Source organism: Bacillus sp. TH25 (assembly GCF_016650935.1).
Taxonomy (GTDB): Bacteria; Bacillota; Bacilli; order Bacillales; family Bacillaceae_G; genus Bacillus_A; species Bacillus_A mycoides.
The window spans coordinates 97995-124614 of the sequence record NZ_JAEKEU010000008.1 but is presented as its reverse complement, the minus strand read 5'-3'; the positions used below and the strand labels follow the sequence as shown (position 1 = coordinate 124614).

Sequence of the window (26620 nt, the reverse complement as noted above, 5' to 3'; positions counted from 1 at the left end):
CAAATTGGCATCTACAACTCTTTCTATAAACCAACATTTATCCTGTTTATATCTAAAACATCTGTAATACCATGTTCACTCATTTTATTAAGCAGGTACTCATGCCCCTTTTTTAACACAAGAGTTCTTTCCTCTTCATAAATAGGAACGAGGGTATAAATATTTATACGTCCCTCTTTACCTTGGATTGTATGTAGTCCCAATTCTTGAGAACGACATACCATTATACATGATAACTTTGTATTCGCCGCAAATGGTTGTGGAGGTTCCCCATTTGGAAGAATTACCCCTTCATCGAGCCACCCGCCATATACATGTGGAATATGAGCTAATTTTCTTAACCATGCAAAGGGCCAATAGTTGTTTTGATCCTTCATATTCTCTTTCCCAATTATCCAACTTGAAGGTAATTTCAATAATAATTCTGCATATTTAAATTCACTGTCTTCACTTGAGTAACCCATAGGCTCATCACTCATACCTGTCGTTACAAGAGTTACAAAATCTTGATTCATTGAAGCAGGAATAACATGAATATTGACTGACACTCTACTCCCAGGAACAATCTCACTGATTGTATTTTGAATCGCACCAAATTGTTTAGTAACTTGCTCTAAAATTTCATTATGATAATCTTGGTTACTATCACTTGTTTCAGTTATAGTAGAAGTCCATTCTTCTATTACCTTAACAATCTCCACTTGTCCTTGTTCTCTTGCAAAAGCTAATGCATCCATACCCTTAATTGACTCACCGCTATATTTAACATCAACATCTATTCCGCTTTCGATTAAAAGTTTTGCGATATCAGGATTTCCATTACTTATTGCTCCAAACAATGGATTTTTTATTGGATCACTTATATCCAATTCCGCCCCACAAGCCAACAAATATTTTACTACGCTAATATGTCCTTTGGAAGCAGCTACATTTAACGCTCCACCACCATATACGCCACCTAACGCATTTACATTTAAACCAAGCTCTATTAATTTTTTTACTATATTTAATTCCCCTCTAGAAGCAGCAACGTGAAGCCACGTTCCAAAAGGGGTTATCATATGTAACACTTCTATATTAGAGCCAATTAATTCAACGACTTTTTCAAGATTACCGCTTTTTATAGCTGAACGAATCTCTTTTGAAATTTGTATTGTACTCATACTTTCTTTCCCCTTCTTTGAACTATAACGCCAAAGTCTCTACATGTTTTCAAATGTCTAATAAGATATTCACACCAACATTATTTACTAATAACTCGGTTAGAGATGGTGCAATTTTAACCGCATCCTCCATGTCCAAATTTCCAAAACTGTTATAATATATACCAAAACCATCTTTACCTTGTAGATAAATTAATCCACCCCCACCTTCATCATCACCAATTGCGAGTGAATGAAGAAGGTAATTCTGCACTTTATAAGCTTCATTCATTTCTATGCAATCCGAAGCTCCCCATATCCTAATATACATTTGGCCGTTAACATTAATTTCAACATTTGAAGCTAGCTGAATCATTTCTATATATTCTGTAGGCACATCTATTACTGAGAAATGCTGAAGCGCTTTAATTTCTTCTTTCGAAGGAGGTTCTTTATTATCAATTGTATACATATCACTGATGTTATGTAGTATGTTCATTAATAATCGCCCCTTTCATACTTAGCATATAACTCTCCGTATATACAGTAAAAATAAAGTAATTCATATCCGAATATGTATTTGCAGGACTACTATGTCGAAGGTATAAATACATTGTTTATAAGATCTGTGAAACCTCCTTTAATATTTCATCTTCCTAACTTAGAAACTCCCGATATCATTTTAAAGTCCTTCAATACCATTACATTAAATTTCTAATCTTCATAAATTACCGATCCTATATACTTAAAGTTCCTACCATCCAGTTTTGCTTCTTCAACAAGTTCTTCATACTCAAAATCATATAACCTAATGACAGTATTGTATTGTTCTTCTAAACTTTCACCATAAAAGTCTATAAGTTCACTTATAATTGATTCAGAATACGAAGCATTCTGTAGTAATTCAGACAAAGAAGATGTAACATGTTCATTATATGTACATTCTAATAAGTCTTGGTTATACTCAATGAAATCTATTTGAAAATCAGTCATAAAACGCGAAGGAATCCTGTTCCCTTCATTATCATATTTTATTTCTACATACTTTCTTAACACCATTTTGCTAGTACAATTTCCAAACCAAAGAGAAACAGCTCCTGGACTTTCCATATTAATCCTCCTTTCCAATTTTTCTATGTTCTAATAGTAATAAATCAGGCTCACTTTTTAAGATATATTGTAATCAGGTTCTTAAATTCTTTTTAGATGTTTCAATTATTTACCAGTTAAATTATTAATAAATCTTATTTTTTCATTTTCAATTTGTACGAGTTCGTTAGTTTAGTATACATTCCATGTGTTTATATTTATCGCTCGGTAAAATGTCATCTCGCCTAAGCTCGTACTTTGTTTTCTATTCTATCATTGCACATTGTACCCTATGATGGTCCAACCATCATGAAGTACGTACTTTCTAACAGCCTATTCTTTTTCTTTCCACTGCAAATATACTTTATTTTTTACTCATCTACATATATGCTTGTTATCTTTAACCACGCACCACAACTTTTGACATTCTCATGTGTAAAGTATAGTTTTAGTATTTATAAAGTCACTGTAATTCATTTCGTATATTTGCTTAACCTCTTAATTATTAATTACAATATACAAAAGTTAATGATTAAGGATTCTTCAATCCATTAATAAAATCCTTAAAGCTATCAGCTATTTTATACGTATTTTCTTCTTCACTAGATTGCGGGAAATAAAAAGAGTGATCCCAATAATACACACCATAGTTTTCAGAATCTGTAATAAGTACAATTAATCCTGAACCCGGATCATCTCCTATTATTAAACTGTTCGGTAACATATCTTCTTCAAACTCTTCATAGCCTTCACTTAAATCCAAAGTTCTTGTTACACCTATACCATACAAAACATCTAAAGGAATTTCATGATTTAATTCTTTAACAAAAAATTTACTATATCTAACTTTCGAAGTACCTCCGTTATATTTACTTAAAAATTCTTTATAATCTTCCGGAAGTAAAAATCCTAAAAACTCTTCTAATTCTTCAATCGATTCTTCTGCTGCTTTACCAAAAGCATTTAAATTCATTTATTTCACTCCCATTTAATCTTTTAACTTCTTAGCTAATGACATTCCACCCATATGTCGAAATCTTCTGTGCATCTCTTTATTAACTTCTTGCATTGTTGTTAAATCTTCATGATGGTGCCATGTGTTTTCATCTAATTTCGGTCCGTTTGGAGCTAATTCATCAGCCTTAGCAAAGTCAATATCATATCTATTAAATTCACCTATCGGAACTTCTTGTCTTACCAACCCAGCAGATTTAAAGTCCGGAAAACCTCCAGGATAAGAAACTTGATTTGGAGGGATCTCCCAATCAATATAAGTCCATATTCCTTCCTCGTTAATTTCCGATTTTCCCACCTTTTTTCTGCCATTTTTCAGGATCTCTAGAATATAGAGGTTTCGTAGATAATTGTTCCTCTGTAAACTTCACTATTTCTGGATTTTTACCCGTACCCTATGTTGTAATCTTAAACCCTCACAATAAAAAAACAAACCATGTAAACCTTATTAAACTACTTCTTTTTCTTCTACTACCGGCAATTCATAAGCTGTTTTATATTTCATCATGCCATATACAATGTTTACAAGCCTTCTCATAATACATACCAATGCTTGTCCTTTTGTTTTCCCCTCTTTAAGTTTCTTTTGATAATATGCATGAAACACTGGGTTTCTAGGTAACTTACTTCCTCTCGCTACTTGCACTTGTTGTACAGCTAAATTATAAAATAAAGCGTGTAACGCCCTGTTTCCTTGTTTGCTTTTATGTCCCTTACCTTTCCCACCAGAACCAAAGTAAACAGGTGCAATCCCCGCAAATCGTGCTAATTTATTGGCATTTAGAAATCGTCTTACATCCCCAATTTCTGCAATTAATGCTGATGCAGTCACAAGTTCTATTCCCGGCATCGTCTCTAATTGATAATCTAGTAGATTTATTAGCTGTTTTAATTCTCTTTCGATGTATTTCATTTCCTTCTTTTTAAACTCAATCTCCCGTACAATACTTCTTACTAAAAAGTTTCGCATTTCTTGATACTCTTTCATTGTTTGTCCATCTTCTTTCACAAGCCTTAATATTTCACTTGCTTTCTTTACTGAACATGTATTGTTGCTAACATCTAATAAAAAAGCTGTTAATTGCTTTATATTCGTCCCCTCTAAACAAGAGGGTGACGGATATTGCTCCCAAAATGCTAATGCTGTTTTTCCATCTAACTCTGAGAAAAACTTTTTATAACTTGGATAATGGTGGTTTAATTGAATATGTAATTGGTTCTTTAATGCACTTTGTGCTTTTACTAATGCATTCCTTCTTGACACTAGTTGTTGTATCGACCAAAATAAATCGTTTGGCTTTGCATCTGGTAATTGATTTAACTTATTTATTAGTATACGGGCTACGCATTCCGCATCCCAACTATCATTTTTTTGTATCATCACTTGGCTCTTTCGTTCTAAAAATGATAAAGCTGGATTTACTTCTTTCACTACTTGTTCATGATCTACTAAATATTTCGCTAATGCTCTTCCATAACCGCCAACATCCTCTAAACCAAATACAACTGATAAACCATCACTCACATATGTCTCTACTTCTAATAAAAACTTCGAAAATGCAGATGGTTTATTCTCAAATTGTATTTCTCCTAATTTCTCTTGCCAACAATTAATAATAACAGCCGTATGATGCTCCTTATGTAAATCTACTCCTACATACAAATAGTTCTGTCTATTATGCATAACTCATCCCTCTATTCAATGATTTAGTCATATATAAAAATGTCGGCAACCTTAGTTCGAGCGTTCATCTTCCGATGCGCATAGGTACGCAAGCCTATCCATTTTTCATCACTCTAGTAGTATGTATAGTAAAATGAGCTAATTTTTTAAGTGAATTTATAAAATAATTGCTGCATGTTGTCCTTTTGTTTGTATTTTTCCGTATTTATACATGCCACGATAAAAATTCTCTCTATCTAACATGCGTTTCACTTGTACTTTCGTAAATTGTTTACCTTTCGCTGTGCAGTAGCCTTCCACATTCAATTGTTCTGCCAATTGCGTAAGTGACCAATGTTTAAAAAAGTGTCGTAATTCAAATAGTCTACGTACAACTACTGCTTTCTCACCATCTACTTCTAACACCTTTTGTCCTTTTGTTGCCTTGTAGCCAAACAATACACCACCACCTGCATATCCACCTTGTTCAGCCTTCTTCTTTCTACCTCTACTTAGCTTCAATGCAATTTCAAGTCGTTGGTATTGGTCTAATAGCTCTAACATGCCATTCACCAAAAAGTCATTTGGCTCATGTATGTAAATACTATAGCTTGATTGTTCAATTGCCTTCACATCTACTTCATGTTTCTTTAGTTCTCGTTGTATTAATACTTTCACCATATCAGAGCGCCACAATCGTGATGTATTCAACACAACAACATAGCTTACTTGTTTATACGCCATATCCGACAATAGCTCTTGTAGTCCATCACGTTCAACTGTTAATCCCTCTTCATCAACAGTCGCTCCGCTTAATCCTCTATCTTCATACACACGAAGTAGTTCTAAATTATTTTCGTTACAGTAACGTTCAATCTCTTCTACTTGATACGCTAAACTATACCCATCACGTACTTGTCCTTCCGTTGAAACTCGTATGTAACCAACTACTTTCTTTCCCATCATAAATTCCCTCCCGTTACAGTAATTTGAGTCCCTGTAACGTTAACCCGTTTTTTTGCGGATAACGTGTTCGTAACGTAAATCCGTTAAAACGTACTTTACGATGACTTCAAAACATAATACAACCCTTTATTTTTTCTTCTACTCTCGTTATACACTGTACAAAGCCATTACAATCTATAAAAATTTAATACTTCGTGCACTTATAAAATTATAATGTGTCTACCTATTTCTATCCTAAAACGCAAAAAAGCACTTGTTGCCTTTAGTTGACAATCAAGTGCTTTAAGTTCATATATTTTTAAGTAGCGTAAATTTGTAAGTTTTGTAGTAACAGTATGACACCTTTTGTACATCATGACAAATACTATATTAAAACTTACGAGTTTGTACGAGTTCGTTAGTTTAATATACATTCCATGTGTTTATATTTATCACCCGGTAAAATGTCATCTCGCCTAAGCTCGTACTTTATTTTCTATTCTATCATTGCACATAACACTCTATGATGGTACAACCATCATGGAGTATCTATTTTCAAACACCCTATTATTTTTTCTATCCACTTCACATAAACTTTATTTTTCATTCATCATTATATTTTTCAATCGTGTAATTCACTTAAAAAATCAGTAAATGTATCAGCAATGTAAAATACATTTTCTCTTGCCAGTTCTTCTACTTGCGCTTCTATTAGACCTTCTTGACGCATTAACATTTCTTTTTCGCCAGCATTCTCATGCTCCCAAAAAACTACAATTGGGTTTTCTGTATTATTTTTATAATCTAAACATATTAAATTTCCAGCTGGATCAATTGCAATAGGGAAAATCTTTTGCGGAAGCGTAGGTTTGTATATTTCATACTTTTTAATAATGTACTCACTACTTTCCTCATCAAAACTAAATAAACTACCAAAGCAACGCTCTACATTGCCTACATTAAATTCTTCTGGTAATACACTCGCACCTCCATTTATTTTTACACAATCAATATAATCTTGAGGTAACTGGAAGCCTAATTGTAATCCAATTTCTTTAATCTTAGTTTCTGATACTTCTGCATCAGCATATTCCCACTCTAAATCTTTTCTCATCTAATACCCTCTCCCCATAATTTATTTCCACCAAGATGGTTAACCCCATGAATATCTGTTAATACTAATTGCATCTTTCCAGGAACCTGATGATGGTGCCAAGTAAGCCCCTTTATTCTTGCTCTCCCCTTTTCAATCTGATTAAGCTGTTGTGGAGTAAAAAGTTCCCTTGGTACTTTACCTTCTTCAATTGCCTTTTTTAATATCCTTGTACACTCTTTAAACTGATCTGTATCTTTCATAACATAATATTCTTCCTTTAATTTTAACGTAAATTTTAAGTTATCTCCTTTAAAAATAGGAAAACCTAACACATCATAGTCTACACCCTGCACATGTGTTCCTCCTGCCAATCCTTTATTAATTATATTATTTTTAGGTGAAGCGTTTAAAAAGTCATCAACATATCCTACCACTGATTTAAATTCTTCAACACTATCATACCCAAATTCTTTGATGGTAGTATCATCTACTTGTTTTAAGAAATCTTCAACACTATCATATCCCTTAGGAACAATTGATCTATTAATCAAGTTTCCGTCTTTATCGTAATTATTTTTAATTACTTCGTCAATTTCAGATCTATGAACAGCGTTACCCGTACCCTATGTTGTAATCTTAAACCCTCACAATAAAAAAACAAACCATGTAAACCTTATTAAACTACTTCTTTTTCTTCCACTACCGGCAATTCATAAGCTGTTTTATATTTCATCATGCCATATACAATGTTTACAAGTCTTCTCATAATACATACCAATGCTTGTCCTTTGGTTTTGCCCTCTTTAAGCTTCTTTTGATAGTATGCATGAAACACTGGGTTTCTAGGTAACTTACTTCCTTTCGCTACTTGCACTTGCTGTACAGCTAAATTATAAAATAAAGCGTGTAACGCCCTGTTTCCTTGTTTGCTTTTATGTGTCTTACCTTTCCCACCAGAACCAAAGTAAACAGGCGCAATCCCCGCAAATCGTGCTAATTTATTGGCATTTAGAAATCGTCTTATATCTCCTATCTCAGCTATTAATGCTGATGCCGTCACAAGTTCTATTCCCGGCATCGTCTCTAATTGATAATCTAGTAGATTTACTAGCTGTTTTAATTCTCTTTCGATGTATTTCATTTCCTTCTTTTTAAACTCAATCTCCCGTACAATACTTCTTACTAAAAAGTTTCGCATTTCTTGATACTCTTTCATTGTTTGTCCATCTTCTTTTACAAGTTTTAATATGTCGCTTGCTTTCTTTACTGAACATGTATTGTTGCTAACATCTAATAAAAAAGCTGTTAATTGCTTTATATTCGCCCCCTCTAAACAAGAGGGTGACGGATATTGCTGCCAAAACGCTAATGCTGTTTTCCCATCTAATTCTGAGAAAAACTTTTTATAACTTGGATAATGATGGTTTAATTGAATATGTAGTTGGTTCTTTAACGCACTTTGTGCTTTTACTAATGCATTCCTTCTTGATACTAGTTGTTGTATCGACCAAAATAAATCGTTTGGCTTTGCATCTGGCAATTGATTAAATTTGTTTACCAGTATGCGTGCTACACATTCCGCATCCCAACTATCATTTTTTTGTATCATCACTTGGCTTTTTCGTTCTAAAAATGATAAAGCCGGATTTACTTCTTTCACTATTTGTTCATGATCTACTAAATATTTCGCTAACGCTCTTCCATAACCACCAACATCCTCTAAACCAAATACAACAGTTATCCCATCACACACATATGTCTCTACTTCTAATAAAAACTTCGAAAATGCAGATGGTTTATTATCAAATTTTATTTCTCCTAATTTCTCTTGCCAACAATTAATAATAACAGCCGTATGATGCTCCTTATGTAAATCTACTCCTACATACAAATAGTTCTGCCTATTATGCATAACTCATCCCTCTATTCAATGATTTAGTCATATATAAAAATGTCGGCAACCTTAGTTCGAGCGTTCATCTTCCGATGCGCATAGGTACGCAAGCCTATCCATTTTCATAATTTCATAAGTACATATAGTAAAATGAGCGATTTTTTTAAGTAAGACTGTTATATAATTGCTGGATGTTTCCCATTTGTTTGTATTTGCCCGTATGTATATACCCCTCGATAAAAGTTCTCTCGGTCTAACATGCGTTTCACTTGTACTTTCGTAAACCGCTTCCCTTTCTGTGTACAATAGCCTTCCATATTCAGTCTTTCTGCCAATTGAGTAAGTGACCAATGCTTAAAAAAGTGTCGTAGCTCAAATAGTCTACGTACAACGATTGCTTTATTAGTATCCACTTCTAACACTTTTTGTCCTTTATTTGCCCTGTAACCAAACATCACACCGCCACCTGCATATCCACCTTGTTCTGCTTTCTTCTTTCTGCCTCGACTTAGTTTTAATGCAATTTCAAGACGTTGATATTGATCTAATAGTTCTAACATGCCATTTACTAAAAAGTCATTAGGGTCATGTGCATATATACTATAATTCGGTTGTTCAATTGCTTTCACATCAACCGCATGTTTCTTTAGCTCTCGTTGTATTAACACTTTTGCCATATCAGAGCGCCATAACCGAGATGTATTGAGTACTATCACGTGCTTCACTTGTTGATATGCCATATCTGACAATAGTTCTTGTAAGCTTTCACGTTCAACTGTTAATCCATCTTCATCTACTGTCGCTCCGCTAATTCCTTTATCTTCGTATATGTGAAGCAGTTGTAGTTTATTTTCAGTGCAGTACCGTTCGATTTCTTCAACTTGATACGTTAAGCTATAACCTTCACGCACTTGTCCTTCTGTTGAAACTCGTACATAACCAACAACTTTCCCTTCCATATCAAACTCCCTCCCGTTACAGCAATTACAATCCCTGTAACGTTTACCCGTTTTTTGCGGCTAACTTGTGCGTAATATGCATCCGTTACAACACACTGTACGATGACTTCAAAAAATAACACAACCCTTTATTTTTCCTCTACTATCGTCATACACTGTACATAGCCATTACAATCTATAAAACAACAATAAAAATTTAACACTTAATGCATTTATAAAATTATAGTACTCTTTTAAATTTCTACGCTAAAACACAAAAAAGCACTTGTTGCCTTTAATTGACAATCAAGTGCTTTAAGTTCATGTGTTTTTAAGTAGCATTAAATTTGTAAGTTTTATGGCGACAGTATGACACCTTTGATATGTCGTGACAACTACTACGTTAAAAATTACGAGTTTGTACGAGTTCGTTAGTTTTATGTCCATTCCATGTCTTTGTATTCGTCGCACAGTAAAATGTCATCTCGCCTAAGCTCGTATTTCGTTTTCTATTCTATCATTGCACATAGTACTCCATGATGGTACAACCATCATGGAGTGCGTACTTCAAAATGACCTTTTCTTTTTTTGTACACTTCAACTATACCTTAATTCAATCAGCCCATATATTCCGAATGACTAAAAAAACAATTTTATTGTCTCTATAAAAATAGGCTCCAAAGTTTAAAGTACAACGTCCTGATAACCTACCTCAGTTACTTCACCTTTCACAAGACAAAGGCCTAATCCATTTTCCATATCCCATGTACAGTCAAACGTAAGTCCGATATCAAGAAAGTCGATAAGGTCATTATCTGGAACAAAAATTCCAGCTAAGGTTATTTTTTCGAGAATTTGAGTAACTGTTTCTATTAAAGGATAATTTTCGTTAGATTCAACATCGTAACCAAGTTCATATCTTTTTTGTTTATAATAATCTAATATAGGCTCCAAAATACTTTGTTGTAATTGTTGCCATCTTTCTATTAAAAAATTATATGCCATATATTGTTCTTCCTCAAACTGACCATCATCTTCTCCCCTAACTATTAACGCCACCTTAACTTCGTTCCCAAAAACTCAATGTTTTTATATCCAATCCAATCATAATTATTAAACTCAAGTTCGCCAAAAATTGCATCATTTATTTTCATTATATATATCTCCTTTATTGTTTACTAGCAAATCCATTTGGCATAAACGCTCCTGCATTGATTTCACCTACTCCACCAAGATGTCCAAATTTGCTGTTGATCTCTGTTGGTACAAGTTGCACTATCTTTACATCATTCAATTCATGCCAAGTTAACTTATTTGCACGTCGATATTTCTCTATTTGTTTCCATGTAATTCCACCAGATTCCATCCCAAACTTACGTGCTAATTCAGGAGAATTATTCAATTGCTCAGCCAATTTTTCATCAGCTTGAGTAAAATTAAGACGTCTTGCTGCTGATCCATATCCAGCAGTGCCACCTACCATGTAATTGATTTCTACCTGCGCCTTTGATACTGGCGAAAAATCAGGAACTCCATTTTTATATTGAATACCTTTAATCCCAGCTTCATCTAATATACGTTTCAATATAGGGTCTGGTGGTGGTTTAAGCGTACTTAAAGATTCTCCTCTGATTCCTTCAAATTCAACCTTCGAATTAACTGGTGAAGGTGTCTGATTATACCTTGCTTCATAAGAACTAGCAAAATCAGTTTGTCTAAAAGCAGGTGGAACTTCAGCCTCTCTATTACCCGTACCCTTACCCCCCCACTCTCCAAATTCGAGATCCTACTCTGAATACTCGCCTTAGGGGCATCATGAGCTTCTTTTTATCCTTCCATTAAGTATTACTTCTTCACCTTTAATGAAGAGGAATAGTTCACATCTTTTACTAATGTATTTTCAATTATATAATACTAGTAATTTCTGTTAGCCCTAATTCATAAAAATAATTTTTATACACTCAAAGCATACCTATCTATTAAAAAAACACTCGTTGCCTTTAGTCGACAATCAAGTGCTTTAAGTTCATATGTTTTTAAGTAGCATAAATTTGTAAGTTTTGTAGTAACGGTATGACACCTTTTATATGTCGCGACAACTACTACGTTAAAACTTACGAGTTTGTACGAGTTCGTTAGTTTTATGTCCATTCCATGCCTTAATATTCATCATCCAGTAAAATGTCATCTCGCCTAAGCTTGTACCTTGTTTTCTATTCTATCATTGCACATAATACTCTATGATGGTACAACCATCATGAGTCATTATTTTCAAGCTTCTCATTGTTTTCCTGTATCACTCAAAAATCTTTTTGGAGTTCCTTTATCTAGTTTTAATCATGTGATTTGTCTAGATAGATGTATTAGTGAAGCATACCCATAAATTCATCGAATGTATCTGCAACATGATGACTTACTGGTTCAAGTTCAGCAGAATTCTCATGATCCCACACACAAACTTTCGGGTTATTTCTTGATTCTCTAAAATCTAAACATAAAAAATCACCGGCAAATAATACAGCGATTGGTAATAAAGCTACTCCCAGTAAATCTCCATCATCTGTAAGTCTCTCATCTAGCTGAGTCCATGTTACATCAATATCAAACATACCTATTTCAATATTTTCTGGGGCTTCAAGAATACATAAAAACCTAATAACTGCATAGCTATGGTTATTACACACAAAAGATTTCTTTTCTGGGGAACCACCATTATTAACTTTTATGAAATTCTTATAATCTACCGGTAGTTGAACTCTCCAAAATTCTTCTTTCTTTAATATTAAACTATCAGACGGTAACGGATAAATTATAGATTCTTTTTTAATTTCCATTCAAAACACTCCTTTTTTATTATCTTGGTGCATCTGACCACATTCCTTTAGTCCTTCCACCATTATGAACAGTAATACCATGGATTCCATAAGGAACTAGTTGCATTTCCCCTGGTACTTCAGTATGATGCCACGTATAAGAACCATTTTCCACCATAGCCCTTATATCTTCTGGAAGCCTGTTGTTCAACCAGTCAAATTGCTCCACATCTCTTTTTAACCATAAATCTTTTGGAAGTTCATCTTTATGTACTACTAGACCAAGTCCTTCAAAATCAGCAAATCCATAGCGCATACCTTCTACTTTTTTCACTTCAACTTTCGGGATAAGACCTAGTTCTTCAGCTCGTTGTTTTATCATTTTCCTTTTATTACTTGTTAATTTGTTTCCACCTTTAATATTATTGGCCCAAGACCAGTTTTTAATATCTATTACCTCAATATAATGTCGAGCATAATCATCTAATACGTCATCAAAATTCTTAGTTCCGTTAATAAAATCAGCTATATTATTTAAATTAACTTCACTTGCTGTCTTACTTCTATTACCCGTACCCTTACTAGCAAGAGAAGCCTCTACACCCTTAATCTTATCATCTATAATCTTATTACTTTCTGTATGATGCTTATTCACCCAGCTTTGGAAATCTGTACCACCTTGTTTAGATATTAGTAAGCCATTTCCGTCAACTTCAAAACTTGCCGATTTGGCTGTCCTATCATCTATGCTTTTGGCTATTTTTTCGCCAAGTTGATACATCTTTCCGTTTCCAGATTTCTCCATTTTAAGGCTCGCTAGTTTCAAACGGTCAAGCATAGTAGCTTTATTATCACGCAATGATTGTACCACATTTTTACCCGAATTCGGATTAAAACCAGGCATTCCTTCTTTGAATTTTAATAATTTTGCTAAATCAGCTAATTCATTCGTGCCTTTGAATGCTTTTACTCCTTTTCCTACCGCTCCAACAACTGGGATTGCATCTAATCCGCCAAAAATGATGTTTCCTATCCGCTCTTCTTGGCTCAATTTCCTGTGTGTTCCCCAGTCTTCTCCGTCGATACCGCTTTTTATTTGTACAGCGCCGTATACTACTGCGGCAGCGGCCCCGAGTGGTGGGCAAAGGATTGTTGTGATGATGATTCCTGCGCCTATTCCTATGTCTCGCACCATTTCTAGTTTTTTCTGTTCATCTTCTATCGATTTGTATTCAAATCCTCGTGTGGATGGGACTACTTTCTTGTATTCTTCATAATTTAGTTTTGCATCTGGATTTTGTTTTTTTAGTTCTTTGTATTCCTCTCTCAGTACGTTATCAAATGCGGGTGAATCTTTAAAAATATCTTCTACTGTTATTTTATCTTTTTTTGTTTTTATTGTTTGTGGTACACTTCCGTACCCCGCGTGCGCATCTGGTAATACTGTCGTTGTTGTGGAGCCAATTCGGTTATCTGTTTTGAAACTGAGAATAGATGTATCTCTCATTTTTTGAGCGAATTTATCCATTTCTATTAAAAAAGGTTTATCTATATGTTCAGAGACCAATCGCCCTGCTTCTCCGCAATATTTTTGTAATGTCGAATAGCTCTCGAGTAATTCCCCGATTTTTTGCGATTGATCTTTTGGGTTAAAATGTATACTACCATCCGTGTCTAAATCTCGTATTCTTCCATCAATTTTTTTTAATAATTCATTTGCGTCCCCTAATTTTATGAGTGCATCTTTTGTAATTCGATTCATACCATCTCCCATGTTTTGCCATGGTTCAGGTCTATATTTCACATCCATTTCGTTTTCATCCCCCAGCCGTATGGTGATTTCTACAACTTACTTAATATTTCACGTAATTGTTCGTCCTTTTCAAGCATTTCTACACATACGTTCCTTACAATTGTCGCCGACCTAGAATAGTGTTCAGCAAATTCAAGTGTTTTGTGTAATATATCAGGATATTTTTCAATTACTCTCATCGCTTCACCTTTTTGATAAAAATCACAGCTTAATAAACTCTCAATATTCGTTCCAATGACGTCTACATGGATTTTATATATATTTTCTAACTTCATTACTATATCAAGTAGTTCTTGAAAATTAACTAATACTTCTTCTCCACCACCAGAACCACCATCTCCCATTGATACTTGCATTATTCAATACCTCCTAATGAGAATTGTCTCGGGTCAATTAATTTTTTATACGGCATTTTTAACACGTCATACAATTTCTTATTAACCGCATAGAGGCTCACCCAGTCATATCGATTACGATCTACATCTATTTGAACGAAATCTTCTCCTTCAGTGAAATATAAGAAACATTCCCATTTCCCACCTCTATTACTTCGAGGCCTCGTATACGTTTCTATCGCTATAACGTCTTTATTTGATAAATCTTTTTCCTCAAACGTTTGTTGTTCTGTTTCTGTCATTCTCTTTGAGAAAAATGTATCTTCTATTTCCCTCGGTTCTCTCAACAAGAAAGGGATGCGTGTTAATAAGGAAAAATATACGTCTGACTTTGGTATGTAGTCGATCTCGTATTTTTTATTTAGCTCTACTTCTGTTAATACAGCCACTCGATCTTTATCATGTTTCAAAAAACCAATTAATACATTATTAATTCTCGTGTATTCATGACAATTTTCATATTCCTTTAATAGCTCAATCAATTGAAAAGCTGCAGGGGTAATTCCATTTTCACTTGTAAGTAAGCCTTTTTCTTTTAAACTCGTAGTTGCTTTCGTGACACATTCTTCATCAAGTAAAATAATTACGTCACGATTTGGCAATCCAAATATATCCGTAACTCCAGCTGCACCTGCGAGAACATATAATTCAGCAGGTGCAAAACTCATTTCTTTCCCCATTCTTTTATCCCTCGTTTCTCCATCACAATTGTTTTATCGCCCTTACTTCCGGTCTATCTCCGTACGTTTGAATACTTTTATCTAACTCTTTCAAAGCTTTCGTATGTCCTTCAAATGCCTCTACCATTTCTGAGTTATATTGAATGATTAAATCAAGATAACTCAGAAATGCATCCCTCGTTTTTCCATTCCATTTCGCACCTGTGACGTATGCTTTTAAGTCTTTCGCTTGGTTTAAAGAATCCTTCATACCATTTTCAATGTTTTGTGCGTAAGAAATTGCACTTGTCGTGTTACTTCCTATAATTTCAACCTCTTTACCACTCATGTTAGTTCCCCCACATTCTTTGTATGCTTAATGGATAAGATTTTCAAGTTCCTTTTTCTTTTCTTCAAAAGCCTTGGTCGCTGCATCATATGCGGCTGCTTTCTCCGCTTCTGCTTTCGCTTTATATTCCAAATACTTTGCATAAGCTGTGCCTATCGCAGAGCCAACATCACTTAATGCACTTTTAAAATAGGATACTAATGTATTTAATTCTTCGTCCTTTTCATGACGTTTTTGTTCAAATTCCACTGCCGGAATTTTATTAGCTTCTAAACCATTACTTTTACTCTCATAATCTCTCTTCGCTGATTCAGCCTCTTGAATGGATTGTTTTAACTCTCTTTCTTTATCTTTTAAATAATCATGTAATCTATCATACTGATCTCGTTTCCTTGCGCTTTCCGTAAAACCCGATGCATTTAAAAAAACAGTGTACAATTCCTCTAACATCTTTCTCCCCCTTTATTACAATAACTATGTAGTTAAATTCGTATATTTAAACATGAATATTCATTACATTGAGAATTTATAAATAATTATTTTTGCATATTGCTATTCTATCAAAGGGGTTTTAACATTTCCATATTTTATAAAAAGGTTTCGCATTTTTCTTCAATTAAATAGCAATGAATATTTATATCTACAAATTATAGTTTTATATAGATTATTGGAATTTAATCCACATTAAGTAAATTAATAACAAATAATCATCATTTACATGTTATAATTACGATGTGTACATTTAGCTGTATTAGCTGTATTAGCTGTATTAGCTGTATTAGCTGTATTAGCTGTATTAGATGTATATGTGTAATACGTATATTTAATAAAGTTAAATTAAACTGGGGAGGCTTTCTCAAATGGGCAAGGAAACAAGCAAAGCTAAAAAAATTTTGGGATTCGTAATCACCACAGCACTAGCAACTACAATGATGGTAGGCACAGCAAACGCACAAACAACTACGAATAACTATAAAGTAGCTGGCAATGCGAACACTGTATTTACAGATGTACCAAAGGACCACTGGTCAAAAACTGCTATTGATTACTTAGCAGCAGCAGGGATTTATAAGGGATATGGAAATGGAAAATTTGGTTTTGGGGACAACATTACTAGAGGACAGGTTGCTTCTTTAGTCAATCGACATTTAGGTTTAATAGCAGATGATAAACAGGGAAATATGTTTAGTGATATTACAAATCATATGTTTGAAAAGGATATCAAAGCCATTGCGCAAGCTGGAATTATGACAGGTGATGGAACAGATGCATTTCGTCCCGATGACGCATTAAATCGGTATGAGATGGCAGTAGTATTGCAAAAAGCATTTCAATTAAACTCAAAAGGACAAGAGAACTTTAAAGATGTACCAAAAGGTCATTGGGCCTATGAATCTGTAAATGCAGTGCGTAGTAACCGGATATCCCAAGGTGACGAGTCTGGTAATTTTAATGGCAACATGCTTGTGAAACGTGAGCAGTATGCACAATTTTTCTATAATGCAATAGCAAAGAACAGATCTTATAATTTCAACATCAATACAAAAGAAGAACTGAAACAAATGTTAGCAACAGCTTTACAGGATGGGACGTTTGGTCCATTTAAATTAGATGTACTGGGTAAAGATATATCTGAGGTAAAAAAAGAATTTGGAGTGCCTGATGTTTGGAAGCAAGCACCATGTACAGAATGTGATGCACCTACTACAGCGGTATATGGAGATTATAATATTGATATGTACCCTTCGGACGCTAGATATATATGGGTAAAAATGGGTATCACTATCAATGAATTAAAAGAGTGGTTTGGTGAGCCAGATGGAATTGGAGAGGATATGACTAGTGAAGGCTTTATATATAATCGAGGAAGCTATTCTCTTTATTTCAGCTTCTCTGATGGTTATATTCAACGCGCTGAAATATCTAAAAGTGAACATCATTAATACGTTACAAGCAATATAAAATATATAAAGCATAAAAAAATCCTTCAAGAACGTGCCTTTTCTTGAGGGATTTTATTTTGTTTCTATCTATTTAACATAATACAAAGCTGTAAAACTACTACTGATTAAAGTTCCACTTTATTTTTCTTAGTGCTCCGCATTCCATTCACTTAAATACGTTGCATATTCTAATTCATCTGGATCATCATATAACATAGAAATAAACTCTAATTTATTTCCATCACAATCCAGAAAATATACGCTTGCAGCTGGCATCCACCTTTGGACAATTGGCTCTTGATTTCCTTTACCCTGACTTCCTACCACCTCTATTTCACGATTCTCTAACCACAATTTAGAAATCTTTAAAAACTCTAAATCTACACGAAAAGCGAAGTGTTTCGTCTCAAAATCTTCATTCGTATGTACTTCCCATAATCCGAGCATTTGTTTTTTATTTTCTCCTTCCCAAAAGAACGCAACTCGTCTTTTCGATAGTTTTTTTGCGAATACTAAACCTAACTTATTTTGATAGAAATCTATCGCCTTTTCTAAATTTCTTACATGTAAATGAGTTTCATATATGCTTTGTATCATTATATATTTCTCCCTCCTTTCTAATTTTTTTAAAATATGTTTTGTTTTTATCATACAAATTAATATATTTTTAAACATCCTACTTTTGTATAATTGTTCTTTCCTTCAAATGTATAGGTATCCAGCTCTATAACTGATGTCCCAATCCTAAAATTCAATATATTCACCATCCTTAAATTTACATTTTTATGTAGTTAGTTTCTCTCTATACTACCTTCACTAACAAAGATCTCTAGCTAAGCCTTTCATTGTTCAGTAAAAAAACAAGCCCTCCAACTCAAATGAATTGGATGGCTATTTGTTATGAGATTACTTCAATTTCCCCTCAAAAACAATTTTTCTACCACACGGTTCAACTTCTGTTTTTCCGTCTTTCTTTACTTCATGAAAGATTGGCTCTTCCATGCGACGAGACGGTGCATATCCTTCTTGTTCCATACGCGCTAAGCAGTCTGTAATTGTTTCGTTTTCGAGTACTTCAAATTTCTTTTTATTAGGTTGTTTTGTCATGCCCTAACCTACTTTCTATTTTTCTTGATGCGAATTGATTCTTCATGTAGACCATATATACCATTGCGAGAATTCCCATTATAATCATAACCGCAATAAAAAAGCTTGTATACTGTATTTTTTCTATAAATACGCCTCCTAATACAGGTCCCATAATACTTCCTATACTAAAGGCGATTCCGGATAATATATTACCTGCTGGTAGTAAGTGTCTCGGTAATAAATCTGTCATAAATCCAAGCCCTAGTGAGAAGCACGAGCCAATGACCATACCTGCTATAAGCATACATGCAAAGACAATCCAGTAATATTGATCAAATACTGCTGCGAGTAGGAAAATGCCCGTACTTACGCTGAACGTCCACGTTAAAATACGGTCTCTTCCGTATTTATCACTTAATATACCGAGCGGGATTTGTGTAATAATACCTCCAACTGCGAATGCTGGTAATAAGAAGGAAACTTCCGATACAGACCATCCTTTGCGAAGTGCGTATACTGGTAAGTTACTATTTAACATCGCTTCAAGTACGCCGTATGCGAGCGGACCAATTAGCGCAATCCAAGCTAATCCAACGACTTGTTTATAACGAGAAAAGGATGATTCACTTTCAGTTTTTGCCTCATCTTGTGCTGGAAATGCATTTTTCGTTGGTAGTAGTAAAAGCCATCCTATTAAGCAAAGTATAGTAGATACGATAAATGGTGTTGCAAGACCGTACTGAACAGTGCTTGCTAAATACGGGCCAACTGCGAAACCAATTCCGAAGAATACACCGTATATCGATACTTGTCTACCTATTTTACTAGGATCTGACGTTGTCGTAATCCACGTTTGCGTTCCGACATGGAGCATATGATCTCCAACACCAACTAGGAACCTAAGAATAAACCATACCCAAAATGAAAATGTTTGTGTAAAAAAGAATAATGAAATAATAACGAGAAACCCACCAATTACGATAATTGGTTTCATTCCAAACTTTTGCATCGGTTTTTCAAGAAACGGTGAAATAAATAATATCCCGATGTATAATGCCGTCGCATGAATACCGTTAATACTTGAACTAACCCCTTCTTGTTCAAAAATCATTGCGATGGCAGGTAAGAGCATCCCTTGTGATAAACCTGAGATTGCCACAATCCCAACCATAATCCAAAATGTAAAACGCATTGACATCCCTAATCTCTCCCTTTTGTAATTCACCACACTCATTATATATTGTTTACTGTGGAATAAGAAAGAACTAGTGGCTGAAATAATTTTGGTTTTCCCACAAAAAAGAAGCTAGATACATTTGATCTAACTTCTTCCTCAACCTACTTATCTTCTAACCAATCCTCAACATGTTTTATAAATACATCTAAACAATCTATAAACGGTGAGTGTCCGCAATCTTCTAATATCTTCAACTCTGCATTTGGCAAATGTTTTGCTAATTCCTCACCGACTACTTGCGGTACGACGTAATCTCTGCCACCTTGTATGACGAGTGTTGGAGCTTTAATATGATGAATTTGCTTATTTCCCTCTACAACCCCGTTATGTTCATCCGAAATATTAAATGTAATGAGCGCATAATTCACATCTACGAAATTACGTTGCGTTAACATATCATCTAAATACTTTTCATAACGATCCGGTTCGGGTTGATTATGTGTATATATTAATAGATTCCATACTGTACGGTAATATAATTTATTCATATTTTTTATCGCATCTAGCACTGGAGCAATTTGTACGGGATCTTGCGCGATTTCTTCTTTCGTCTTTACTAAACTTGATACGATCGGTTGCCCGTTAATATCTTTTTTAAAGATTGGATATCCCTTCATTCCCACTGATTCTACTAAAATCAACTTTTCGACAAATGTTGGATGATTCGCTGTAAATTGCATCGCAACACCACCACCCATTGACCATCCCATTAATGAAAATTTCTTCAAATTTAATTTATCTATAAAAAGTTTCACATCTTCTGCAAAGTCTTGTAAAGAATCTATCGCCTTATTATACGTTGATTGTCCAAATCCTCTTAAATCAATTGCGTAAATATGATATTGCTTTTGTAGTTTCTCAATAACTAAATCAAAGTGTTGTGACGATGTCATATTCCCATGAATGAGTACGAGCATTTCTTCATTTTGCCTTCCAACTTCTTGATACGCGATCGTTTCTCCGTTCGATAGTGAAACAAACTCCATTGTTGCAGGCTTAATCATCGTAAGTTCCCCCATTCTTTTAATAGAAAGAAAATTCCTTACCTAATTAAAGAATACCACACAGAATATACGTTCTCAATATAAAATCCACACGAAATTTCCACATAAAACAACATGTCTATTACTAGACAATTATTATAAAAAAGTATATAGTTAGCTAGGTAACTAATTTGAAAGGATCAAAATACATGGACGAAAAACAACATTTTTTCCACATTGTCAGTCAAACTTCTCGTAAGTTTACGAAGAAATTTAATGAACGTGTATCTCCAACAGGATTATTTAGTGCGCAATGGGCTGTTATTTTCCGCATTAATCAAACTGGATCTTGTACCCAAACAGAATTATGTCAATATTTAAATGTTGAATCACCAACGATGACTCGTACGTTAACACGTATGGAAACGATGGGCTGGATTATTCGTACTGAAGGAAAAGATCGCCGTGAGAAGCTCATTTCCTTATCGGAAACAGCAATAGAAATGATTCCACTATGGCAAGAAGAAGTTGATTCCTTTGAAGAAAAGACGCTAGAAGGTATTAAAGAAGAAGACTTACATGAAGCTTTTCAATTGTTACAACAAATTATCAAAAATTTAGATCATTAATTTGGAGGGATGACGATGCAAAGTGAAAAACTTTGGACGAAGGATTTCCTCGGAACTTGTTTTAGTAGTCTGTTTCTCTTTTTAACATTTTACATGCTTATGACTACTCTGCCTGTCTATGTTATAGACAGCCTAAAAGGAAAACCTGAGGAAATTGGTTTAGTTGCAACTGTTTTTCTTATTTCATCTGTTTTATGTAGACCATTCACAGGAAAATGGCTCGATGATTTAGGAAGAAAGAAAATATTATTCATTTCACTTTCACTATTTTTAGCCGCTACTGTTATGTATTTCGGTACGCAAAGTTTATTTTTATTACTTGCCCTTCGCTTCTTACATGGTATTGGATTCGGAATGGCAACGACAGCAACTGGAACAATTGTAACTGATGTAGCACCAGCTCATAGACGCGGCGAAGCACTTGCTTATTACGGCGTATTTATGAGTCTACCGATGGTAATTGGTCCTTTTTTAGGTTTAACAATTATTTCTCATTTTTCATTTACTGTACTATTTATCGTTTGTTCAGTATTTTCATTACTCGCATTTTTATTAGGATTACTAGTCAATATTCCGCATGAAGCACCAGTAAACAAACAAAAACGAGAAAAAATGAAATGGAAAGACTTAATTGAACCATCTTCTATTCCAATCGCTCTGACAGGATTTGTTTTAGCCTTTTCTTATAGTGGCATTTTATCCTTTATTCCTATTTATGCGAAAGAGCTCGGTTTAAGCGAAATTGCAAGTTACTTCTTTATTTTATACGCACTTGTTGTGGTCATTTCTCGTCCATTTACAGGGAAAATATTTGATCGTTTCGATGAAAATGTACTTATTTATCCCGCTATTATTATTTTCACAATTGGGATGTTCATTTTAAGCCAAGCGCAAACTTCATTTTGGTTCCTTGGCGCAGGTATGTTAATCGGTTTAGGATACGGAACATTAATTCCAAGTTTCCAAACGATTGCAATTTCTGCCGCTCCAAACCATCGACGTGGTTCTGCGACAGCTACTTACTACTCGTTCTTTGATAGTGGCATTGGCTTCGGTTCTTTCATTTTAGGTATAGTCGCTGCCAAATCAAGTTATCATAATATGTATTTTATCGCAGCTATTATCGTTGCGTTCACTTTACTTCTATATTATGGATTACACGGACGAAAACAAAAATTCAAGAAACAAAGTACAGACGGACAAATATCTGCTTAACGTTCATAAGGAAAGTAAACTTACCCGTTTACTTTCCTTATTTTGTATTTATTTTAAGACGAGCGTATACTTATAATAGAAACTAAAGGAGGTACCTATATGAATGTAAAGAAATCTCCCCTGCTATTACTGTTACTAGTATTACTATTCGTAGTTACAGGGCTTGGGTTTACTTTTTTTAAAAATAATAAAACGACCCCCACTAAAGCAAATGTCACAAAAGAAAACTGGTTAGACGATCCTTACTTACGCTGGTCGTATACACATATGAAAGAATTCACTTTAATAAATGAAGTAAAAAACAATCCTGATCAAGTTGCTCCCTTCCCTACCGCGTTACAAAACTTAGACGATTTTGCTGTGGAGCGTAGATTTGGAAATAAGACTCCTCTAAAAAAACTTTTAGACGAAAACAAAACAGATGCTTTTGTCGTTGTACATAATGGTCAACTTGTTTATGAACGATATTTCAATGGATATAACGAGAGTGAACCTCATGGAATGGCATCGTTAGCAAAGGTGTTTACTGGTGCAATTATACAATCGCTCGCTGAAGAGAATCGAATTGATGTAGAAAAAACAGCTGACACTTACATAAAAGAATTAAAAAATACACCGTTTGGTAAAGCAACACTTCAACAATTAATGGACATGCAAGTTTCCGCTGAATACCCTACTCACGGATATATGCAGCTAGGACTAGAAAATCAAGATGCACAACTATATTTAGCTAGTAATATTTTACCCCGAGGAAAAAACTACGAGGGGCCTATGAAAATTTATGATATGTTACTAGAAGCAGAAGAAACTGCACCACCCGGTTCCGCTTTTTCTTACAATAACGGATCAACAGAAACACTCGCTTGGATTATCCGAACGATTACAGGGAAATCGTTAGCTGAAAATGTAAGCGAACGAATTTGGTCTCAAATTGGTATGGAAGAAAACGCGTATTACGTTACAGATGAAACGAAAGTAGAACAAGCGAGCGCTGGCTTAAATGCAACTGCTAGAGATATGGCGAGGTTCGGACAATTACTATTAAATAATGGTCAATATAGCGGAAAACAAATCGCCCCTTCTTCTATTACAGAAAGTGTGAAAAATGTACAAGAAGGTGAGCTCGCAATTGGCAGCGGCGCTTCAATTTCTTATCATAATCAATGGTGGATTCCGCACAATGAACAAGGTGCTTTCGAAGTGTTAGGCAGTTACGGACAAACTCTTTACATCGATCCGAAAGCAAGTATGGTAATCGTCCACTTCTCTTCTAACGCTGCGCCTAGTAATGAAATCCATTCGGTTTATTCCGATATGTATATTGATATTGCACATCATTTGGAGAAGCTTCCACAGTAGTGGAGGCTTTTTTTATTTACCCAAATCCTATTCCAGTTAGTGCTTGGTTAGTAGGAGTTGCCGAAAGAATTACTATTTAAGCCACGCGTAAACCCCATTTATATTGATAATATTTTAGTAATTTGAAAACACTAGTGCTTAGGAAAGGAGGGATTACGAATGTCTGTGAAAAAGCTATTAACTGGATTAATCATTTCACTTGCGATGATTGTAGTTATGACTACTTTAGGTTCGATCCGTGTATTTGCCGAATCCGACGTTGTGAGACAGCCCATTGAGGTTGAATTGAATGATGATTACTTTAATCCGAGTATCATCACTGTTCCGGTTGGAAAAACGACGACGTTGCTATTGAAAAACAAAGGAAATAGAGAACATACCTTTACGGTGAAAAAGCTCGGAATTGACGCCGAAGTCCCGTCAGGAAAAGAAATAACAATTACCGTAAAACCTGAAACTCCCGGTACATATGAACTAATATGTCGGTTCCACTACTTGAAAGGAATGGATGGAAAAGTAATAGTCCAATAACGAGCGGTACCGACTGATTCTTACTTTTTTTATAAAGTGAAACTTAAATTCACGGGGGGTGCCCATCCCCCGCAGATTATGAGCTCTCACTAATCAGTTTTTACATGCAGCATAAAGTCATTACATTTTCGTGGCGTAAGAAATTTGTGTTTTGTTGGTACTACCACATCGCTATCAAGCTAAGATTTTGAAGTACCCCCTAAATGAAAATTTTCTTTCTCTACAGTTAGTTATTTTAAGAGGTCAGCTCATTTTTTTGTTTTGGGGGTGTTTACTTTTCTTATTTATTCTATTTAACAAAAGCACCTTTTTGTTTGAATGTATTATTTCACAAATTCCCCGTCATAGAAATAACTTTATTATGATTTACAGTTTACAATGATTGAAATTCATATTAATAAAGACCTCCATTTACGATTCGAACTTTGCATATGAATTGCTAATCAAGTAATAAATCGGACTTAAATACGATTACAGCATTTCCTGCAATTCTTACTTCCTCTGGCTCCTGATTACAAATTTTCACTTGAACATCAATGATACCCGCCCGTTTTATAGCTTCGCCCTGCACTGCTTTAAAACTAAATAAAGTATTATCATGTTTGACAAGTCTATGATGTATCAAGTATGCGCCTAAAGGACCGTTCGCATTACCTGTAACAGGGTCTTCGTTAATACCAATTGCAGGAGCAAACATTCTTCCATGAATTAAAATATCAGAGTCGGGAGCATTCATCGTAAACACATAGAAACCATTGCAATTAATTAATCCACTGACTTTTGTGAGTAAATCCATATTAGGGTTTAATTGGTTAAGAAGTTCCGAATTTTTAATTCCAATCATCACCTTAGAATGCCCGGTTGAAACGATTTGTACTGGACAATCTTCTAATAAATCATTTTCACTAATATTGAAAGCTGTAAATATATTCTCTAAAGCTACACCTTCAATCACAGTTTCAAAACTTATACTACCCTGCGTCATAATAATTTTGTAATCATTATCTTCATTAATCACATCGACTGGTAAAATGCCGGCACCAGTTTTATGATAAACTTTAACTGTATTTAAACTATTTTCAACTGCACGAGCATAGTGGGCAGCAATCGTCGCATGTCCACAGATAGGGACCTCATGAGTAGGCGTAAAAAAACGAATATGTACATCAGATTCGCTATTGTCTGATTTAAAGATAAATGCCGTTTCCGAATTGTTAAGCTCTCTAGCAATCCTCTGCATCTCACCCGAGGATAAACCATCTGCATTTGTTATTACACCAGCCGGATTACCTGATAATTTTTTCTTCGTAAATGAATCAATTTGATATAATCGGTACCTTCTTTCCATGTCATTTTCCACCTTTAATATATTTAATTTTTGGTCCTTTAAACTATCTTTAATTCTTATTATATTAAAGTTCTCCCGTTACTTCTATAAGGAGCTTGATAGCGATGGGGTAGTACCACATCGCTATCAAGCTCAGCTTATGAAAAGTCAATTTTTGGTTTAGTAGTTCAGCTAATAGGTGTTGTAAAAATTGGACGGCCGCTTGATTAAATCGTTGATTCAATCCCTCTGAATTGATGAGCACTTCTGTTGATGCTTCCAAACAGCTAGATAATTGAGTTAAAGAAGTCGTAGCGATATTTTGACTCATCCATACACATAAAGCGACTAAATCTTTTGCTTGGTATTTACTGGTTCGTTGCACGAAACCAACATCTCTAGCAAGATCTCGTAAGATATTTGGAGATAAAAAGCTTTGAATCTCTTGAGCAAATAGTTGTAATTCATCAGATATAGAAATAGACATACAAAAAACG

At 34.5% G+C, this 26620-nt stretch carries 30 protein-coding genes and 3 pseudogenes; 5 read left to right on the top strand and 28 right to left on the bottom strand.

The features are described from left to right. Nucleotides 1-23 precede the first annotated feature (23 nt). From JFT89_RS03630 to JFT89_RS03535, 22 genes and pseudogenes are all read right to left on the bottom strand, one after another. Nucleotides 24-1163 carry a suppressor of fused domain protein gene (locus JFT89_RS03630; RefSeq protein ID WP_016095818.1) on the bottom strand — a complete coding sequence of 380 codons (1140 nt, stop codon included), beginning with the start codon at nucleotides 1161-1163 and terminating at the stop codon, nucleotides 24-26. 49 nt (nucleotides 1164-1212) lie between these two features. Next, on the bottom strand, nucleotides 1213-1641 hold the full coding sequence (locus JFT89_RS03625) for an SMI1/KNR4 family protein (protein ID WP_002110795.1): 429 nt from the start codon (nucleotides 1639-1641) through the stop codon (nucleotides 1213-1215). Between the two features lie 215 nt (nucleotides 1642-1856). Then, on the bottom strand, nucleotides 1857-2252 hold the full coding sequence (locus JFT89_RS03620; protein WP_002066146.1) for an immunity 22 family protein: 396 nt from the start codon (nucleotides 2250-2252) through the stop codon (nucleotides 1857-1859). A gap of 511 nt (nucleotides 2253-2763) precedes the next feature. Further along, nucleotides 2764-3204 carry an SMI1/KNR4 family protein gene (locus JFT89_RS03615; RefSeq protein ID WP_201039456.1) on the bottom strand — a complete coding sequence of 147 codons (441 nt, stop codon included), beginning with the start codon at nucleotides 3202-3204 and terminating at the stop codon, nucleotides 2764-2766. A 15-nt stretch (nucleotides 3205-3219) separates the two neighbouring features. After that, on the bottom strand, nucleotides 3220-3543 hold the full coding sequence (locus JFT89_RS30090; protein WP_002066144.1) for an HNH endonuclease: 324 nt from the start codon (nucleotides 3541-3543) through the stop codon (nucleotides 3220-3222). A 150-nt stretch (nucleotides 3544-3693) separates the two neighbouring features. Beyond that, nucleotides 3694-4929 carry an IS110 family RNA-guided transposase gene (locus JFT89_RS03605; RefSeq protein ID WP_201039455.1) on the bottom strand — a complete coding sequence of 412 codons (1236 nt, stop codon included), beginning with the start codon at nucleotides 4927-4929 and terminating at the stop codon, nucleotides 3694-3696. A 156-nt stretch (nucleotides 4930-5085) separates the two neighbouring features. Continuing rightward, nucleotides 5086-5871, bottom strand: a complete 786-nt coding sequence (locus tag JFT89_RS03600) for a recombinase family protein (RefSeq protein ID WP_201039523.1) — start codon at nucleotides 5869-5871, stop codon at nucleotides 5086-5088. Between the two features lie 203 nt (nucleotides 5872-6074). Then, nucleotides 6075-6281, bottom strand: a complete 207-nt coding sequence (locus JFT89_RS30590) for a hypothetical protein (RefSeq protein WP_078185409.1) — start codon at nucleotides 6279-6281, stop codon at nucleotides 6075-6077. A 194-nt stretch (nucleotides 6282-6475) separates the two neighbouring features. Then, nucleotides 6476-6967: an SMI1/KNR4 family protein gene (locus tag JFT89_RS03595; protein ID WP_201039454.1), complete on the bottom strand. Its 492-nt coding sequence runs from the start codon at nucleotides 6965-6967 to the stop codon at nucleotides 6476-6478. Beyond that, the gene (locus JFT89_RS03590) at nucleotides 6964-7500 is read right to left on the bottom strand and encodes an HNH endonuclease (protein WP_207197172.1); all 537 of its coding nucleotides are present in this window, start codon (nucleotides 7498-7500) and stop codon (nucleotides 6964-6966) included. The genes JFT89_RS03595 and JFT89_RS03590 overlap by 4 nt, the downstream gene beginning before the upstream one ends. A 125-nt stretch (nucleotides 7501-7625) precedes the next feature. After that, nucleotides 7626-8861, bottom strand: a complete 1236-nt coding sequence (locus tag JFT89_RS03585) for an IS110 family RNA-guided transposase (protein WP_201039453.1) — start codon at nucleotides 8859-8861, stop codon at nucleotides 7626-7628. Nucleotides 8862-9019: 158 nt separating this feature from the next. Further along, nucleotides 9020-9802: a recombinase family protein gene (locus tag JFT89_RS03580; protein ID WP_098049496.1), complete on the bottom strand. Its 783-nt coding sequence runs from the start codon at nucleotides 9800-9802 to the stop codon at nucleotides 9020-9022. Nucleotides 9803-10465: 663 nt separating this feature from the next. Then, a pseudogene (locus tag JFT89_RS03575) lies at nucleotides 10466-10935 on the bottom strand (DUF6985 domain-containing protein). Between the two features lie 14 nt (nucleotides 10936-10949). After that, a complete protein-coding gene (locus tag JFT89_RS30585) occupies nucleotides 10950-11366 on the bottom strand; it encodes an HNH endonuclease (protein WP_242491079.1) in 417 nt (138 codons plus the stop codon). A 170-nt stretch (nucleotides 11367-11536) separates the two neighbouring features. Continuing rightward, a pseudogene (locus JFT89_RS30580) lies at nucleotides 11537-11608 on the bottom strand (hypothetical protein); the annotation flags it as partial. 126 nt (nucleotides 11609-11734) lie between these two features. Continuing rightward, nucleotides 11735-11926, bottom strand: coding sequence for a hypothetical protein (locus tag JFT89_RS30085; RefSeq protein ID WP_307838600.1), 192 nt, complete (start codon nucleotides 11924-11926; stop codon nucleotides 11735-11737). Nucleotides 11927-12144: 218 nt separating this feature from the next. Then, nucleotides 12145-12615: an SMI1/KNR4 family protein gene (locus JFT89_RS03560; protein WP_044584685.1), complete on the bottom strand. Its 471-nt coding sequence runs from the start codon at nucleotides 12613-12615 to the stop codon at nucleotides 12145-12147. 19 nt (nucleotides 12616-12634) lie between these two features. Then, nucleotides 12635-14404, bottom strand: coding sequence for an HNH endonuclease signature motif containing protein (locus JFT89_RS03555; protein ID WP_201039452.1), 1770 nt, complete (start codon nucleotides 14402-14404; stop codon nucleotides 12635-12637). A 32-nt stretch (nucleotides 14405-14436) separates the two neighbouring features. Next, nucleotides 14437-14763, bottom strand: coding sequence for a hypothetical protein (locus tag JFT89_RS03550; protein WP_002066136.1), 327 nt, complete (start codon nucleotides 14761-14763; stop codon nucleotides 14437-14439). Continuing rightward, entirely contained in the window at nucleotides 14763-15482 is a 720-nt protein-coding gene (locus JFT89_RS03545) for a DUF5081 family protein (protein WP_201039451.1), read from the bottom strand. The genes JFT89_RS03550 and JFT89_RS03545 overlap by 1 nt, the downstream gene beginning before the upstream one ends. A 22-nt stretch (nucleotides 15483-15504) precedes the next feature. Then, the gene (locus JFT89_RS03540; RefSeq protein WP_002066133.1) at nucleotides 15505-15810 is read right to left on the bottom strand and encodes a WXG100 family type VII secretion target; all 306 of its coding nucleotides are present in this window, start codon (nucleotides 15808-15810) and stop codon (nucleotides 15505-15507) included. A gap of 27 nt (nucleotides 15811-15837) precedes the next feature. Then, nucleotides 15838-16260 carry a hypothetical protein gene (locus JFT89_RS03535; RefSeq protein WP_002066131.1) on the bottom strand — a complete coding sequence of 141 codons (423 nt, stop codon included), beginning with the start codon at nucleotides 16258-16260 and terminating at the stop codon, nucleotides 15838-15840. 410 nt (nucleotides 16261-16670) lie between these two features. Here JFT89_RS03535 and JFT89_RS03530 point away from each other — a divergent pair, with 410 nt between their 5' ends. Further along, the gene (locus tag JFT89_RS03530; protein ID WP_201039450.1) at nucleotides 16671-17753 is read left to right on the top strand and encodes an S-layer homology domain-containing protein; all 1083 of its coding nucleotides are present in this window, start codon (nucleotides 16671-16673) and stop codon (nucleotides 17751-17753) included. Nucleotides 17754-17900: 147 nt separating this feature from the next. On the opposite strand, the gene JFT89_RS03525 is transcribed toward JFT89_RS03530, so the two are convergent. From JFT89_RS03525 to phaZ, 4 genes are all read right to left on the bottom strand, one after another. Then, nucleotides 17901-18350, bottom strand: coding sequence for a VOC family protein (locus JFT89_RS03525; protein ID WP_201039449.1), 450 nt, complete (start codon nucleotides 18348-18350; stop codon nucleotides 17901-17903). Between the two features lie 309 nt (nucleotides 18351-18659). Next, a complete protein-coding gene (locus JFT89_RS03520; RefSeq protein ID WP_000166302.1) occupies nucleotides 18660-18860 on the bottom strand; it encodes an NETI motif-containing protein in 201 nt (66 codons plus the stop codon). After that, a complete protein-coding gene (locus tag JFT89_RS03515; protein WP_201039448.1) occupies nucleotides 18844-20040 on the bottom strand; it encodes an MFS transporter in 1197 nt (398 codons plus the stop codon). The genes JFT89_RS03520 and JFT89_RS03515 overlap by 17 nt, the downstream gene beginning before the upstream one ends. Before the next feature lie 140 nt (nucleotides 20041-20180). Then, nucleotides 20181-21098, bottom strand: coding sequence for an intracellular short-chain-length polyhydroxyalkanoate depolymerase (gene phaZ / locus JFT89_RS03510; RefSeq protein WP_201039447.1), 918 nt, complete (start codon nucleotides 21096-21098; stop codon nucleotides 20181-20183). 173 nt (nucleotides 21099-21271) lie between these two features. Here phaZ and JFT89_RS03505 point away from each other — a divergent pair, with 173 nt between their 5' ends. The 4 genes from JFT89_RS03505 (at nucleotide 21272) to JFT89_RS03490 (ending at nucleotide 24796) form a co-directional block, all read left to right on the top strand. Next, nucleotides 21272-21691 carry a MarR family winged helix-turn-helix transcriptional regulator gene (locus tag JFT89_RS03505; protein ID WP_002066126.1) on the top strand — a complete coding sequence of 140 codons (420 nt, stop codon included), beginning with the start codon at nucleotides 21272-21274 and terminating at the stop codon, nucleotides 21689-21691. A gap of 15 nt (nucleotides 21692-21706) precedes the next feature. Beyond that, nucleotides 21707-22906 carry an MFS transporter gene (locus JFT89_RS03500; protein WP_201039446.1) on the top strand — a complete coding sequence of 400 codons (1200 nt, stop codon included), beginning with the start codon at nucleotides 21707-21709 and terminating at the stop codon, nucleotides 22904-22906. 99 nt (nucleotides 22907-23005) lie between these two features. Then, nucleotides 23006-24265 carry a serine hydrolase domain-containing protein gene (locus JFT89_RS03495; RefSeq protein WP_002066125.1) on the top strand — a complete coding sequence of 420 codons (1260 nt, stop codon included), beginning with the start codon at nucleotides 23006-23008 and terminating at the stop codon, nucleotides 24263-24265. 159 nt (nucleotides 24266-24424) lie between these two features. Next, entirely contained in the window at nucleotides 24425-24796 is a 372-nt protein-coding gene (locus JFT89_RS03490; protein WP_002066124.1) for a cupredoxin domain-containing protein, read from the top strand. A 439-nt stretch (nucleotides 24797-25235) separates the two neighbouring features. Here JFT89_RS03490 and JFT89_RS03485 read toward each other — a convergent pair whose 3' ends face one another. Together JFT89_RS03485 and JFT89_RS03480 are read right to left on the bottom strand one after the other, a co-directional pair. Then, the gene (locus JFT89_RS03485) at nucleotides 25236-26144 is read right to left on the bottom strand and encodes a PhzF family isomerase (RefSeq protein ID WP_201039445.1); all 909 of its coding nucleotides are present in this window, start codon (nucleotides 26142-26144) and stop codon (nucleotides 25236-25238) included. Between the two features lie 145 nt (nucleotides 26145-26289). Further along, nucleotides 26290-26610, bottom strand: a pseudogene (locus JFT89_RS03480) (IS4 family transposase); the annotation flags it as partial. Nucleotides 26611-26620 lie beyond the last annotated feature (10 nt).

What these genes read in the sequence shown, in the direction of transcription:
- JFT89_RS03630 (WP_016095818.1), bottom strand. Translation starts at nt 1,163, where the DNA reads ATGAGTACAATACAAATTTCAAAAGAGATTCGTTCAGCTATAAAAAGC.
- JFT89_RS03625 (WP_002110795.1), bottom strand. Translation starts at nt 1,641, where the DNA reads ATGAACATACTACATAACATCAGTGATATGTATACAATTGATAATAAA.
- JFT89_RS03620 (WP_002066146.1), bottom strand. Translation starts at nt 2,252, where the DNA reads ATGGAAAGTCCAGGAGCTGTTTCTCTTTGGTTTGGAAATTGTACTAGC.
- JFT89_RS03615 (WP_201039456.1), bottom strand. Translation starts at nt 3,204, where the DNA reads ATGAATTTAAATGCTTTTGGTAAAGCAGCAGAAGAATCGATTGAAGAA.
- JFT89_RS03605 (WP_201039455.1), bottom strand. Translation starts at nt 4,929, where the DNA reads ATGCATAATAGACAGAACTATTTGTATGTAGGAGTAGATTTACATAAG.
- JFT89_RS03600 (WP_201039523.1), bottom strand. Translation starts at nt 5,871, where the DNA reads ATGGGAAAGAAAGTAGTTGGTTACATACGAGTTTCAACGGAAGGACAA.
- JFT89_RS03595 (WP_201039454.1), bottom strand. Translation starts at nt 6,967, where the DNA reads ATGAGAAAAGATTTAGAGTGGGAATATGCTGATGCAGAAGTATCAGAA.
- JFT89_RS03585 (WP_201039453.1), bottom strand. Translation starts at nt 8,861, where the DNA reads ATGCATAATAGGCAGAACTATTTGTATGTAGGAGTAGATTTACATAAG.
- JFT89_RS03580 (WP_098049496.1), bottom strand. Translation starts at nt 9,802, where the DNA reads ATGGAAGGGAAAGTTGTTGGTTATGTACGAGTTTCAACAGAAGGACAA.
- JFT89_RS03560 (WP_044584685.1), bottom strand. Translation starts at nt 12,615, where the DNA reads ATGGAAATTAAAAAAGAATCTATAATTTATCCGTTACCGTCTGATAGT.
- JFT89_RS03555 (WP_201039452.1), bottom strand. Translation starts at nt 14,404, where the DNA reads ATGGATGTGAAATATAGACCTGAACCATGGCAAAACATGGGAGATGGT.
- JFT89_RS03550 (WP_002066136.1), bottom strand. Translation starts at nt 14,763, where the DNA reads ATGCAAGTATCAATGGGAGATGGTGGTTCTGGTGGTGGAGAAGAAGTA.
- JFT89_RS03545 (WP_201039451.1), bottom strand. Translation starts at nt 15,482, where the DNA reads ATGGGGAAAGAAATGAGTTTTGCACCTGCTGAATTATATGTTCTCGCA.
- JFT89_RS03540 (WP_002066133.1), bottom strand. Translation starts at nt 15,810, where the DNA reads ATGAGTGGTAAAGAGGTTGAAATTATAGGAAGTAACACGACAAGTGCA.
- JFT89_RS03535 (WP_002066131.1), bottom strand. Translation starts at nt 16,260, where the DNA reads ATGTTAGAGGAATTGTACACTGTTTTTTTAAATGCATCGGGTTTTACG.
- JFT89_RS03530 (WP_201039450.1), top strand. Translation starts at nt 16,671, where the DNA reads ATGGGCAAGGAAACAAGCAAAGCTAAAAAAATTTTGGGATTCGTAATC.
- JFT89_RS03525 (WP_201039449.1), bottom strand. Translation starts at nt 18,350, where the DNA reads ATGATACAAAGCATATATGAAACTCATTTACATGTAAGAAATTTAGAA.
- JFT89_RS03520 (WP_000166302.1), bottom strand. Translation starts at nt 18,860, where the DNA reads ATGACAAAACAACCTAATAAAAAGAAATTTGAAGTACTCGAAAACGAA.
- JFT89_RS03515 (WP_201039448.1), bottom strand. Translation starts at nt 20,040, where the DNA reads ATGTCAATGCGTTTTACATTTTGGATTATGGTTGGGATTGTGGCAATC.
- phaZ (WP_201039447.1), bottom strand. Translation starts at nt 21,098, where the DNA reads ATGGGGGAACTTACGATGATTAAGCCTGCAACAATGGAGTTTGTTTCA.
- JFT89_RS03505 (WP_002066126.1), top strand. Translation starts at nt 21,272, where the DNA reads ATGGACGAAAAACAACATTTTTTCCACATTGTCAGTCAAACTTCTCGT.
- JFT89_RS03500 (WP_201039446.1), top strand. Translation starts at nt 21,707, where the DNA reads ATGCAAAGTGAAAAACTTTGGACGAAGGATTTCCTCGGAACTTGTTTT.
- JFT89_RS03495 (WP_002066125.1), top strand. Translation starts at nt 23,006, where the DNA reads ATGAATGTAAAGAAATCTCCCCTGCTATTACTGTTACTAGTATTACTA.
- JFT89_RS03490 (WP_002066124.1), top strand. Translation starts at nt 24,425, where the DNA reads ATGTCTGTGAAAAAGCTATTAACTGGATTAATCATTTCACTTGCGATG.
- JFT89_RS03485 (WP_201039445.1), bottom strand. Translation starts at nt 26,144, where the DNA reads ATGGAAAGAAGGTACCGATTATATCAAATTGATTCATTTACGAAGAAA.